The organism is Xanthocytophaga agilis (assembly GCF_030068605.1).
Classification (GTDB): domain Bacteria; phylum Bacteroidota; class Bacteroidia; order Cytophagales; family 172606-1; genus Xanthocytophaga; species Xanthocytophaga agilis.
On sequence record NZ_JASJOU010000022.1, the window covers coordinates 78,060 to 93,210 of the forward strand.

A 15,151-nucleotide genomic window follows, 5' to 3' on the forward strand; every position below is an offset into this window, starting at 1 on the left:
AAGTGAGATAGATAAAATAAAAACGCTGGCGGAATATTCTGCCAGCGTTTTTATTTTTTTAGATGAGGTATCCCAAACTTTAGATGTGAGTTTACTCGAGTTGAAATCGTAAAAAGGATAACATCTATGCTTTTGAAAAGCGTATGTACTGCTTTATCTTTTGCGGAGCTCTCTTACTATATATTTCTTAGATCATTTTTATTTCTCTGCTTATCAGATTTATAGGTATCTTTCCTCAAACTTATTCATTGTACAAAACATCACTCTATTTACAACTTCTCCCTTTTTTGTTTGCCCAAAAAAGTACTTTTCCCTATCGTTATCTAAGCAAAAGTTAGCTAGTAGAGAAATGCACATTGAAAACCTATATGAACACATGCAATTGTACTCTATTTCACTGCTTACATTCGTTGGGAACTCGGGATTACTATAAAAAGAAAACACTGACAGAGCATAAATCTGTCAGTGTTTTCTTTCTTTTTATAATCAAGGGATAAGCCTATCGTATAGTATTGGTGTGCAGGGCTTTCTGAAGTTCTTCTACTTCTTTATTTTTAGTATGAATTTCTTCTTGTGCTGTTGCATACAATGTAGAAAGTCGTTCTATCTCTTGAAGATAGGACATTTGCTGACGGTTCATCTCTTCCTGTGTAGAAGCTAGTTCTTCCATATTCTGACGCATCTCTTCTTCCTGGGCGCGTAAAGCTTCTGCCTGAAACTGTGAATCTTCAAGCAATTGTTTGGTTCGTTGGCTGATACGATTACTTTGGATAAAGGACGCAATACTTTCACCCAGTTTTACGATAAACTCAATTTCATGTTTCTCGAATTTTTTGAATGAGGCCAGTTCCAGAATAGCTTCTGTAGACTCATTTACCTTTAAAGGAACAATCAGTAATGCTCTGGGTGAAGAGTCTCCAAGTCCAGAGGTAATTGTGAGGTAATTTTCAGGGATATCTGTCAGGTATATATACTCTCCCTCCAGATAGGTCTGGCCGATTAATCCTTGTCCTGCCTGAAATGTTTGATGAATATGTTTTTTCCTGTTATAGGCATAACAAGCGGCCAGACGGATAACTATGTCATGGGTACGTTCTTCTTTCTCTACTATATACAAACCTCCCTGATTAGCTTGGAGGTATTTGACAAGAGTAGCAATGATTCTGTCAAAAAGTTCTGTATCGTCAGAATTGCTCCGAAGTAGTGTAGACAGTTGTGCTATACCTTCAGACGCCCACTGCCGATGATTCTCTTCCTGTCGTGCTTTTTCCAGTTGGACAAGATTAACTTCCAGATCTTTGCGGGATTTTTCTACTTCCTCATTCTTCTGATTCATAACTGTAATCAGCTGATTAGACTTTTCTTCCGAGTTTCGATTGATAACCGCCAAACCGCTAATACAACCCAATTGAAATACAGTAGCCAGTAAGGTAGTCAGAACAGCCAAAGGTCCCTCTCTCAGTACTGTGCCATCATACCCCATATCAAACTTATCCCATGCCGCAGGAAAAACGACAATAATAAAAAAGGAAAATAAGGTACAGAATATCAGAAAGCCTCTTTCCTTAAAGTCAAAGATGACAAAGGGGATAAGTGTAAAGCTTAATTCGACCAGGTAAACGCTGCTGATGGAGTCAGCTATGGAGTCACAGAAATAGGCATTGTATAAAGAAGAGAGTACCAGCAGCAATACAGGTAATACAACACGGGAATAATAAATGCCACCATAATAATTGCTAACAATAACCAGAATACACACCACTGCTGCTCCTGATGGAAAAATAGCCATCATTGGAAAGTAGATAAGTGATATACCACTGAAAGGAATTGATAAGGCAAATATTACCAGTAAGCATATAATATTTGTTGGTCTTACCCGATTTCTTAAATATTCAGGCATATCATATTGACTGCCGGCATCGATAATTCGGGTTAGTAAACTGGCCATAGTAACGTGTATAGAAGGTATGATTTAGTAGTATAACATTGGATATTAAAAGTAGTATAATTTGTTTGGATGAATATGTAGGGAATAGTGCTAAAAATGGTTTATGTAAGGTTTTAAAATGTTTTTTTACCAAAGAAAATCTGTTAAGGTCAATCTATGGTTTTATCTTTAGTGCCTGTATATAAGGCTACTATAAAATCAGAATCGTATGTTTGTCTATTTAGATATTGCTTATTTATATAATCTGTAAAGCTGAATAATATTCTCATTTCACTTATGGGATATAAATCAATTGATCTTATATTTTTTGTCTGGTTAATGCGGTTACTAACATGAGGTTATTTTCTGTTGTATTAACCGGTAGAGAAATATATCAGGTGATTTGTGTTGAAAAGAGAAGACTACTTGCTCTGGGCAGGGCTATAGTGCATATAGAATCCTTTCGCTGAAAAGAAATTGCCTTATATTGAATAAAATCTGTGTAATAACTGGTTACAATATTACCTTGATAGGTCATGTTTTCAGTTTCCAGTTTGTGGAAAGGAACCATCATTCCTGTTTTCAAAACCTTTGACAATGCCTCTTTGATAGTCCAGAGTCGGGTAAAAAATATAGTTTCGCTTTCTCGCGTGTTACAATATAATTTTTTTTCGTGTTCTGTTACTTCATTTTTAGTAAGAGCTATGACCGAAGGGTTACACACTTCCACATCCAGACTCATAGGATGTTGTTGTGGGAAGATGAGACAAGCTGCCAGCGTAGTATGATGTGAGATACTCAGATCAAGCTGGTAGTGATATCTGGTTAACAATAAGGGTTGCTGGAAGATGCCTTTGCCAATCTGTATCTCTGTAGGTTCTTCTTGTAGTGGATACGTAGCCAGTGCTTTCTTAACCAGATAGCGACTTCTGAGAAATTCTGATCTTGTTTTATCCAGTTTCAGTTGCTTCAGGTATACTATTTCTTCCGGATGTAGAAATTCTTCCTGAGTAGACTCTAGTGAGTAGGAATCTGAATCACAAAAACCAAGTATAGCCTGAAACTGACAATCCTGACGTTGTAGAATGAGAGGGTGGAGACTGATCAATGTACGAAATGAAAAGCCTACTGGCAATGCAATCATTGCCAGTAGGGATTAAAACATGATTACTATTACCTGTGGTTAGTGTGTTTGTGCTGTTGTTTCTTCCAATGCATCTGAGAGGCGTTGGGAAATGAGCTCTTTATTTCGGCTCAAGAACCAGTGATCACCTTCCAGTACCTCCATTGTGAATGAACTATTGGTATGTTCTTTCCATTGAGAAACTTCACTTGGATATACTACATCATCTTTGTCTGCAGCAAAGGTTGTAATCGGGAAGTCAAACTTCTCTCCCGGAACATATACATAACTCATAATCATAGCCATGTCTTTTCGCATAACAGGAAGTATCTTCCGCAGGAACTCCACATCATCAATATAGGACATCAGGGACAGGAGTCGTTCCTCTGAGTTGGTCAGGACTGCTGTTTCGCTAATCACATCCCGATCTTTCCATTTCTTCGTAAGTTGAGGTGCAATGGTTCCGGAGATAAAAAGCTGAATTGGCTTTTTGTTATACTGTAGTTGCAGGTACCGGATTAGTTCAAATCCTACCATCCCGCCAAAACTATGCCCAAATACGATGAATGGTTTATCCAGTAATGGTTCCATAACAGTTGCCATATCTGCCACTAGCGAAGGTACATCCTGGTAGTGTTCTTCATGTAATCTGTTTTCACGTCCAGGTAACTGGAATGCAAGAACTTCTGCATCAGCAGGTGGATTAAATATGAAGTGACCAAACATGGAAGCGCCTGCACCTACCGGGTGGATACAGAAGATACGATACTTAACATTTTCCTCTTTGACAAGTTTGTTGCGTACAAGCCATTGATTGTAAATCTCGATGTCCTCTTCTGCTGCAATTCCTGAGGTATCTGCTGAAACAGCTTCTTCCTGTACAATTTCCTGATTATTGATCTCGGACAACAGTTGAGTGGATAGTTCCACAATGCTTGGACCCTTTGCTATCTTCATTAGCGGGAAGTTGATTTCCAGCTTCTGTTGTATCCAGTTACGCAACTGGTTCAGCATTAGAGAGTCAAGTCCAATTTTGGTAATTGGAATGCCTGTGTCTATTTTTTCAGCTGATACGCCTAGAATATTCGCCAGCGATTCGGATACTTTCTGAGTCAGCAGTTCCAGTTGTTCTTCTCCTGAAAGCGTTTTGAGACTATCAACCAGACTAGACGATCCCGAACCTGTATTTTTCACGGATTCATTCATCAGGTGTGCAAAGCGCGTATCATCTTTCAGATTATAATAGAAGTCTCTGAAACGTTTCCAGTCCAGGTTAGCCAGCATCCGGGTTGGTGGTTGTTGCAGCAATACATTCTCCAATTTGCTGGTGACATCTTTCAGACTGAGCAATGTCCATCCCTGATTAATGAGGGCTTTAATCAACCGTCCTCCTTCTTTGGACATACCCGCATAGTCATCCAAAACGCCCAGGTTGGCTGCAGATGCTTTTAATCCTATTGATTGCCGATACATAGCCAATCTGTCCAGGAAGTTATTCGCTGAAGAGTAATTAGCCTGTCCAGGGAATCCGAAGATAGCAGAGATGGAAGAGAACATCAGGAAGAAATCCAATGGCAGTTCTTTGGTTGCCTCATGGAAATTCCATGCTCCATAGACCTTTGGTCTGTATACCTTCATGAATATCTCATTGGACATATCCGGAATAGACTGATCATCTAGCATCGCTGCACTATGTACAATACCTTTTAATGGCGGTAGCTCGCGTTGTATAGTTGCTACGATTTTTTGTACAGCCTGATAATCTGTGATATCCGCCTGAAGTAGGGTAACCTTGGTACCGGTTTCTTCAATCTCTTTGATTACCTGACGATCTGTATCTGATTTTGGTCCGCTACGGCTTACCAGTACCAGTGACTTAGCTCCTTTGGAAGTTAGCCAACGGGCAATTTCCAGACCAAATCCACTAGCACCCCCTGTAATAAGATAGGTGGCATCTGCTAATAGTGTCAATGTGTTGGCAGCTTGTACATATATAGGCTGATTATCAATATTTACAATAATCTTTTCTATACGTGTTGGCTTTTCTACTGCTGAAAGTGCTTTTTCCAGCTCCTGAATTGAGAACGCTTTCAATGGAGCAGACTGAAGTTGCTTGTTTGCAAACAGCGTAACTACAGCATCCATAATCCGATACACCGACTGAGGTTTAAACTCAATAAGCTGGGCTGTATCCAGTGTATGGAATGAAATATTGTTGTCCAGACGATTCTTTTCCAGAATAGCTTCTTCTGTTGAAGTTGTACTGAGATCGATGAACTTACCAAATGGTGCCAGACTTTTTAGTCCTCTGATTAGTCCAATGCCAGCTAGTGAATTCAGTACCACATCCACACCTTTGCCATTTGTCTGTTTTACTACCTCCTGAGAAAAGTCTGTATGTTGATCTGTTAATACATGTTCGATACCTGATTTCTGGAGATACGTTTTTTGTGCATCATCTGCTGCCAGAACAATTACTTTTGCACCTGTGTAAGTAGCTAATTGAACGGAAGCCAGAGCTACATCCCAGTCTGTTACCTGAATCAGAACAGCATCTTCCTTACTTAGACGACCAAGTTCGGTGAGTGCATAGTGAGATGTAATATACGCTATAGGTAAGCTTGCTGCTTCCTGATACAGAAGATGGTCAGGCTTCTTAATTAACTGATTGGCCTTAACTGTCAGAGAGCCTGCTAGTGTGTGTGTGCCCCAGGCAATTACTTCGTCTCCTTCTTTCAGATGAGTGATTGTATTACCTACCTGACGAACGATACCTGCACATTCAAACCCTAGCTGATGTCCGGCTTTATCTAATTGCCCTGTAGCTACCAGCCAATCTCTTTGAGTAAGTCCGGTGGCAACTACTTCTATCTTTACCTCATCTGCCTGGACAGATTCTTTTACCACATGCTGGAAGATGGTGCTACTCAGATCGCCTGGACGTTTTACGATCGTCTGGAAGGAATGACCATGTGCCACTACTTCCTGAGCTGCATCTTCAGAAGCTTTGGCTTCTGTAACAGGCACCAGTTTTCTGATATACGTTTGTGTATTCCGAATCGCCAGTTCTGCGAACTTGAATTTCTTTCCGGTAAGTTCTGTATACAGAATGTTACTCTCTTCTTCCGACAGACCTGATTGGATATCAATGACCTTTACGGGTATATACGGATATTCATTGATGAATACACGTGACATACCCATGATAGGAGCCTGTGTGTAGTTAATCACTGTATCCTGTTCTTCTACCTTTTCATTGTTTTGAGTCAGAAATACGACTCCTGTTTTGATGCCTGTTCTATCAATTGTCTGGAACAGATTCATTGTACCACTTATCAGTGTAGTTTGCTGCTGCTCAAATAATTCAGGAGTAATGGTAGTTCCGATCTGATTGTCCAGCGCCCATAGATAGAATAGTTTCTTTACTTTTAGACCTTTATGATGAATGGCATCAAAGAGTGCTTGTGTATCCTTTCCATCAAAAGGATTGATTATATAGGATGATGGACTAAGTTCTTTGAATGCAGTGCCTTTAATTACTTCAATAACAGAAAGGTTATCCTGGGCAAGTTTGTCCAAGAGCTTCTGTGAAACCCCTTGTTTATCTGCAAATAACAAATAACATTCATCTGAATGAAGACGTTCTAGCTCCAGATTGGTTTCATCTTCCTGAGCGAGAGGTTCCCACTGATATTCGTACATACCTGAATACAGGCTTTCCTGCTGTTCGCCACGTGAACCCTGGATATATTTACAGGTCAGTCCTTCCATTTCAGCTACCAGTTGTCCTTCTTCATTTAGTATCTGATAATTACCAATCAGAAAATCATCACTGGCTTCCAGTATTTCCACGTACGTCCATACATGCTGACCCGGTTTTTCATATACCTTGTATTTCTCAATATGTACAGGCAAATAAATACCTCGTTTGTTGTCTTCTGTATTTTCACGGGCAGCAAAGATGGTATGTAGACAAGCATCTAATAAGGCTGGATGTACATAATATTGTTCTACTCCATAGGTAGTTTGAGAACTCAGACTAATAGCACCAAGAATTTCATTTCCTTTTACCCACAGTTTTTGTACTCTCCTGAATGTTTCTCCATAGTTAAGGCCAGCAGATTTCAGTTCCACATAAAAGTCAGGAATTGAAATTTTGGTTTCCAGCTTTTCCAGCAACGGTTTAATTGTAACTGGCTCTTTTTTGATAAAATCATCAAAGTAATTGATTTTACCTCTGGAGTGTCTGATCCAGGCTGTATTATCCTGATCAGCTTGTTTACTGCAGATATAGTACTCACCTTCCTGATTCAATATTTCCAATCGGATCTCTGGTTGTTCTCCTTCTTCAGGCAGGAATAATGCTTTCTCAAAGTGGATGTCTTCCAAAAAGACAGGCTGTTCAGGAAACGAGGCTTTTCCTGCAGACAACGCTATCTCCAGGTGACCACTTCCTGGAAATACAATCGCACCATCTACTTTGTGATCAGCGAGATACGTAAATAACTCAGGATTTAGATTCAGATTCCATATCCGGTGATGCAGACTCTTCACAGAGATAACCTCACTAGCCAGGAATGGATGAACAGGTGTTCCCAAACGTGCCTGCTGATGAGTCTTGGTTTCAAACCAGTACCGTTCGTGTTGCCAAGGGTAATGAGGAAGTTTGGTATAGTGAGCCGATGGGAATAATTTTTTCCAGTTAGCTTCATAGCCTTCCATAGTCAAAATACCCAGTGAATTAATCATTGTCTTGGCTTCATCTTCTTTCCGGCGTAACGATGGTACTACCAATCCTGTGATACGATGCATTTTCAGGCTGTCTACTACACCAGCAGTAAGAACAGGGTGAGGGGCTATTTCAATGAATGTATCATAGCCATCCTGAATCATGGATTCGATAGCCTGAGTGAAGTATACTGTATCCCGAACATTCTTGTACCAATACTCAGAAACCAGGTGAAGCCCATTTTCCTGAACTCCACTCACAGTTGAGTAAAGTGGAATCGTGGTACGGGAAGGCTGAAGATGCTGCAATGCTGCAATCATTTCATCTTTCAGTGGCTCCATATGGTGACTATGGAAAGGTACATTGACTTGCAGGAAGCGATTGAAGATATCTCTTTCTGACAAACTGGCTGCCAATTGCTCTATTTCGGGAATGTCACCTGCCAGTGCAATCATCTGAGGACCATTAATCGCCGCAATAGCTATTTGGGCTTCCAGTCCTCGAATTTCTTTTTTTACAGAAGGTAAATCCAGTCCTACTGCAAGCATTTTTCCTTTTCCCGTGGCCTGATTCTGATTCCGGCTACGATGATAAATAACTTCCACTGCTTGTTCCAATGTCAATGCACCTGATGCATAAGCAGCGGCTACTTCACCTATCGAGTGACCTACACATCCATCGGCTTCTACGCCCCAGGATTTCCATATTTCAGTAAGCCCAATCTGTACAGCCATAATAGCAGGCTGAGCAATACGGGTATCACTCACACGGGAAGTTGCTTCATCCCGACTCATTTCTTCCAGTAATGACCAATCTGCAATTTTAGAGAAGAGTGCATCTATTTTGAGAATAGTATCTCTGAAGACAGAGGATTCCTTAAGTAGTTGTTGACCCATGGCAAACCATTGAGGTCCCTGACCTGAATAAATGAAGGCTATGCGGGGCTTCTTAGACTCTTTTACTATCTGATACGTCATACCCTGACGTGTTTCTCCTTTTACAAACGCCTCAAGGTATTCTGATGCATCTGTTTTGGTGCGGGCTGCAATAGATAGCTTATGTTCAAAAGATGATCTTCTAGTTGCCAGTGAATAGCAGATATCCTGTAGAGATTCTGACGTTCCTTTCAGAAATGCGATATAGCTGTTAGCTAGATCTTTGAGTGCTTTTTCATTCTTAGCAGAAATAAGGAAGAGATGAGGCATCATTCCGTCTTCAGAAGAAGAAAGATTTTTTGTGGCAGCCGGAATATATTCCTGTAATAAACAATGGGCATTGGTTCCGCCTGCACCAAACGAGTTTACACCTGCATATACAACCGGAATATTTTGAGGAATAGTTTCCAGTGTAGTAGGCACTCTCAGTTTATATGTTTCGAAAGGTATTTTTGGATTGGGTTTTTCAAAGTGGAGATTGGCTGGAATCTGTCGGTTTTTTGTGATCAAAGCCAGTTTAATCAAACCTGCTATACCTGCTGCTGCTTCCAGGTGACCCATGTTGGTTTTTACAGAACCGATTACACATTTATTATTGGTGTCCCGGCCTTTGCCAACTACATTTCCAAAGGCTCTGGTTTCTAAGGGGTCACCCACTGGTGTACCCGTACCATGAGCTTCTACATAGGTAATTTCTGCAGGATTTACGCCTGCCCGATTATAGACAGTTTCCAGTAGTTCTGTTTGAGCATCCGGATTAGGTACAGTAAATCCATCTTCTGTATAGCCATCCTGATTCACACCTGTTGCCCGAATCAGAGAATAAATCTGATCTCCATCTTCTAGTGCTTTCGATAGAGGTTTTAATAAAATAACCCCGCATCCTTCACTTCGTACATAGCCATTGGCACGGCTATCAAAGGTTTTACAATATCCATCCGGAGAAAGAAAGTTTCCTTTGGACATCAAAATAGATGTCTCTGGTTTTAACAGAAGGTTCACACCTCCGGCAAGTCCCATGCTGCTTTCTCCATTCCAGATACTTTGGCAAGCCAGGTGTACTGCTACCAGAGAGGAGGAGCAGGCTGTATTCAAACTTACACTTGGACCTTTAAGATTGTAAATGTAGGATAAACGATTGGCTACAGAAGTAGAGGAAGCTCCCATCGCCACATGCGGACTGATTTTATCTTTTTGATAACCGGAGCTTTGCATATCCCAGTAATCGGTGGTAAATACACCCATAAACACACAGGTTCTGGAGCCTGAGAGATCTTCTACTTTTACTCCTGCATCTTCCATTGCCTCATAGGTAATCTCAAGCAGCATTCTTTGCTGTGGATCAATACGTTCAGCTTCTTTGGGGAATATATTAAAGAAACTGGCATCAAACTGGTCTATTTCTTTTAAAAAACCACCTTTTCGGGATTTGATTTTTCCTGCTTTTTGTGTGTCAGGATCGTAGTAATTATCCAGTTTCCAACGATTTTCCGGAACGTCGGTGATTGCGTCAAACCCTGCCTGAAGTCTGCTCCAAAAGGAGGCTGGATCTGTTACATTTCCAGGGAACCTACATCCGATGCCAATAATGGCAATAGGTTCAAGATTGTTTTTTTGAGGAGACTCAAATGATAACTGCTCAGGCATAATAGTAGAAGGTTAGGTTTAACAAATTACATGTATGAGGTGGCGTAAGTGTTATTCTACGAAAAAAACATGCACACGGGAGTATATAGCACTCCCTGTCGTCTACCAAACTGAATGAGTACCGATGGATGAAATAACTACCTGAAAATTTACGGTTGTAAGAATTGTGGAATGATCGCTTATAAGTGATAAGCTGAAAGAAAAAGTTTGGGGTTAGAGTAAAAACTAGATAAAATTAACAGTGGTTGGGTTATGATAAAGTCTTATATGAAGTAACAATCAGATCAAACTGAAGTATTGGCAAGTATAATATTATATATGTAGGTATGTGGAGTTTGTTTCTTGTCTACAGAATTTAAAATTATATGCTTAGTTGAATCTATAAGAAGATTTATTCTGCTGGAGTGCTACTAAGGTAAAGAAATAGTAAATAAATAATCAATAGAGTAAGTATATTTTTTTTGTTGTAAATGTATTTTAAATTACTGGTGGGTTTATTTTTTATTTTTTATTGGAAAAATACTTTTTAGATGAGTAGTTCAATTGTATTTATAGATGATTGTAAGAGAGTAAATTATATAGATCTTATTAACAATGAAGAAGCTGAATTAGTAAGTAGCATGGGTTGCTTTTATAATGATAATAGGACTGGATAAATAATATAAATCCTATAAGCTGAGTTTTATAGGTATGTCAATAACATGCTTAATACATTAAACCAAGTCACTACCAATTTTTCAGAGAGACATTGATCAGAAATATTAAATTGATCAGAAGTACAAATGCGAGTAATAATATATTGTTTCATAGTATGACGGAATTTAATACAAAGGCAAAGAGAGATACTTGCTATCCACTACACCTCAGCATGATGCATCTTCTCGGCTTAGTGTGCAAAGTTGTTGGGTATTTTCCTGCCGTTTTTATTTGCTATTGAAGAATATATTTCTCAGAAACCTTTTCTGTAGCGTATGGGGCAATGATCAGTAGTATTTTAATAAGAAACGAATCTCTTAAAGGGTATTTTGGATTTCGATCCACATGGTTCTATCAACGGATTGACCAGATCCAAATCTATCAGTTATAAAGTTCTACCAGATAAATGCGGCTTAATCTTGGAATTTATAATGTAAAGTTAAATATTTGGTAATCAGTGTTTAGTGTTCTTTTTTGATATTTTTTGGAGGAAAGACGAAAGGATAACCGTTCCTTTATAGAGAATAATTCTTTCATTTTTCTGATCAGCCTATTTAACTGATATTACTTACTCTTCATCCGTCAGTATCCATGCAAACAGACTGGACTTTGATCGAAGGCTCACCTATTCCATTAGGTGTCAGCTATAACCCCATTGTAAAAGCCTATAATGTGGCATTGTATTCCAATCATGCTGCTAAAGTAAGTTTGTTGCTATATGCAGAAGAGGAGTATGAATTGCCCAGATATACCATTGTGCTTAACCCATTGATCAATAAATCACAGCGGGTATGGCATTGTTATCTCAAAGAATCAGAAATTCCAGAAGCTGCCTATTATGCGTTTCAGGTAGATGGCCCTGTTAATATAGAAGAACCTTACTGGCATGCATTCAATCCTAAGAAAGTATTACTGGACCCCTATACAAAGGCTATCTTCTTTCCTCCTGAATTCAGTCGGTTGGCTGCTTGTGATGGATTTTCCAATGCAGGAAAGGCTGCCTTGGGGTGTTTGCGATCGTTGAAAGATGCAGCAGCTCCCTTTGACTGGCAGAACGATAAACCCGTCCGACATACTGATGACCTGATTATCTATGAAATGCATGTGAGGGGATTTACACGTCGTGCAAGTGCAGGTGTACCAGTCGGACAGGAAGGTACCTTTGCAGGAGTTATTGCGAAAATTCCCTATCTGAAAGACTTGGGAATTACAGCTGTTGAACTTATGCCCGTGTTTCAGTTTGATCCTCAGGAGAATAATTATTGGGGGTATATGCCACTGGGATTTTTTATGCCTCATCTGGCCTATTCTTCAGACAAGACACCGGGTGGAGCGATGCGAGAGTTTAAAACTATGGTTCGTGAACTCCACAAAGCAGGTATTGAAGTAATTTTGGATGTGGTGTTTAACCATACGGTAGAAGGAGGCAAGGGTGGTCCTGTATATCACTTCAAAGGGATTGACAACAGTACTTATTATCTGCTGAAACATACTCCAAATGACCCTTATCTGAACTATAGTGGTACTGGCAATACGTTGCGCACAGATCATCCGGCCACACAGCAGTTCATTATGGATTGCCTGCGTTACTGGGTCACCGAAATGCATGTAGACGGCTTTCGTTTTGATCTGGCCTCGGTGTTTTCTCGTACTTCCGATGGTAGGGTAGGAGATACTCCTATTTTTGCTCAACTGGCAGCAGATCCGGTATTATCTTCCGTACGAATGATTGCCGAACCCTGGGATGCCGTGGATGTATATCAATTGGGACGGGCTTTTCCAGGAGTTACCTGGTTACAGTGGAATGGTAAGTTTCGGGATGATGTCCGGCAGTTTGTTAAAAGTGATGCCGGGTTTGTAGGTGCATTGATTCAGCGCCTATATGGAAGCGACGATTTATTCCCTGGAGATGCTTTTCATGCCTATCATTCCTACCAGAGTGTAAACTATATCAATTCGCATGACGGATTTACCTTGTATGATACAGTTGCCTACAATTCGAAACACAATCAGGCCAATGGACATAACAATACCGATGGCCATGAACCGAATCTAAGCTGGAATTGTGGTATAGAAGGTGATATGGGTGTGTCAGAGGCCGTGATGCAGTTGCGGCAACGGCAGGCGAAGAATTTCTTTACTCTTCTCATGTTATCCAACGGAACACCTATGTTTGTGGCTGGGGATGAATTTTTGCATACCCAGAATGGAAACAACAATGCCTATAATCAGGACAATGAAACCAGCTGGTTAAACTGGAATCGCCTTGATCAGTTTTCAGGCTTCCATCAGTTTATTGTAGCGTTAATTCGTTTTCGCAAAGAACAGGATGGCATCAGCCGAAGCCGTTTCTGGCGAAATGATGTAAGGTGGTATGGCGTAAATGGACAACCTGACTTTCAATCTTCTTCCCGTAGCCTGGCATTTAGTTTAAAACTATCTTCTGGCAAGACATTGTATGTAATGATCAATGCCTATTGGGAAGGTTTACCCTTTGTGATTCAGGAGCCAGGCCCCTGGTCACGTATTATCAACACCTATCTGGCTTCAGGAGAAGATATCCTCAAAGAAGGAACTGAAACCATCACCCATTCAGACTATTGGGTAGGCGAACGATCTATAGTAGTTCTGCTAAGTAATCATTGAAAAAAAGGGAATTAGAAATGCAGTCCAAAAGAAAAAAATAAAATGAAGATGCTACAAAGAGAGTTGCGATTCCTTCAATCGTGTGTGGTAGTGTAGGTGCGTTGGCAATCTTTTTCCCGCGAGGTTGGCCTTTGGCCTTGCGGGCGGAAGGATCGGGAAAAAGTGTCTTTTTCTTTTGTCACTTTTCTTTTGGACAAGCAAAAGAAAAGTGAGAAGGGCGGAAGATGAATCATTAGAGAAATAAAGGAAACACAACAATCCGAAAAATGGAGAGGCAATTGGAAGAACAATGATAGGAGTTATAAACAATAAGGTTAAAAGTAAGAAAACCAGAACCTAAATAGCATAGGCTCTGGTTTATCAAAACTCCATCATTAGAGATTACTTATGTTGTGTAAGCAGAACACAGATTACATAGAACTTTTTGCATCAAATAATTTATTCTGAACACTATTACTATACACCGCATAGTTAAAGCCTTTCTGAATAGCATACGCCCCATACTCTCCTTTCTTATTCAGAGCAAGAAAACCTACCTGAATCTTATCATATCCCGGATATTTCTTTTTAATACGCTCTACCGCTGTAACACATGCTTTCTGAGGAGACATACCCTGACGCATCAGCTCCACTACCAGATGGCTACCAACTGTACGAATAACCGCTTCACCCAGACCTGTAGAACATGCTGCACCTACTTCGTTGTCTACATATAGTCCTGCACCAATAATCGGAGAGTCGCCTACACGACCGTGCATTTTAAAGGCCATGCCACTGGTAGTACAGGCACCAGATAATTTACCATTGGCATCCAGCGCAATCATACCAATAGTATCGTGACGTTCGATGTTAATAACAGGTTCGTATTTAGCTGTTTTCAACCATTCTTTCCATGCCTTCTCTGACTCAGGTGTCAGTAGATTCTCTTCTTTAAATCCTTTGGACAAGGCAAACTGACGTGCTCCTTCTCCAACCAGCATTACATGGGGAGTATCCTCCATCACTTTGCGGGCTACTGAAATCGGATGCATAATATTTTGCAAGAATGCTACCGAACCACAGTTATCATTTTCATCCATAATACAGGCATCTAGTGTTACCTTTCCATCACGATCAGGCAGACCACCATAGCCCACGGTATTTACTTTAGGATCAGCTTCAGGTACCATAACTCCTTTTTCTACAGCATCCAGTGCCCGTCCTCCTTTGCTTAGAATATCCCAGGCCGCCTGGTTAGCCGGAATGCCGTGGTCCCAGGTAGAAAGAACGATTGGTCCACCTGCTGGTGCTTTACCTGGATTAATATGCTGATCAACTGATGTGCTATTGCCCCGTAAATACGAAAAGAATGCAGCTCCCATTGCAGAAATCTTCAGAAACTGTCTGCGGTTATTCATAATGCTTGTTTGGATAAGGTTTTATTAGGAAGTATTTTTGACAAAGAAATT

5 protein-coding genes are annotated in these 15,151 nt (G+C 40.3%); 1 reads left to right on the plus strand and 4 read right to left on the minus strand.

The window, feature by feature from the left end; genetic code table 11:
• Positions 1 to 499: 499 nt before the first annotated feature.
• The 3 genes from QNI22_RS37240 to QNI22_RS37250 form a co-directional block, all read right to left on the minus strand.
• Positions 500 to 1,948, minus strand: a complete 1,449-nt coding sequence (locus QNI22_RS37240; protein ID WP_314519318.1) for a GAF domain-containing protein — start codon at positions 1,946 to 1,948, stop codon at positions 500 to 502.
• Positions 1,949 to 2,321: 373 nt separating this feature from the next.
• Entirely contained in the window at positions 2,322 to 3,071 is a 750-nt protein-coding gene (locus tag QNI22_RS37245) for a 4'-phosphopantetheinyl transferase family protein (RefSeq protein ID WP_314519319.1), read from the minus strand.
• A gap of 39 nt (positions 3,072 to 3,110) precedes the next feature.
• A complete protein-coding gene (locus QNI22_RS37250) occupies positions 3,111 to 10,361 on the minus strand; it encodes an SDR family NAD(P)-dependent oxidoreductase (RefSeq protein ID WP_314519322.1) in 7,251 nt (2,416 codons plus the stop codon).
• A gap of 1,287 nt (positions 10,362 to 11,648) precedes the next feature.
• Here QNI22_RS37250 and QNI22_RS37255 point away from each other — a divergent pair.
• On the plus strand, positions 11,649 to 13,703 hold the full coding sequence (locus tag QNI22_RS37255; protein WP_314519325.1) for a glycogen debranching protein: 2,055 nt from the start codon (positions 11,649 to 11,651) through the stop codon (positions 13,701 to 13,703).
• A 410-nt stretch (positions 13,704 to 14,113) separates the two neighbouring features.
• On the opposite strand, the gene QNI22_RS37260 is transcribed toward QNI22_RS37255, so the two are convergent.
• The gene (locus QNI22_RS37260) at positions 14,114 to 15,100 is read right to left on the minus strand and encodes an isoaspartyl peptidase/L-asparaginase family protein (protein WP_314519327.1); all 987 of its coding nucleotides are present in this window, start codon (positions 15,098 to 15,100) and stop codon (positions 14,114 to 14,116) included.
• Positions 15,101 to 15,151 lie beyond the last annotated feature (51 nt).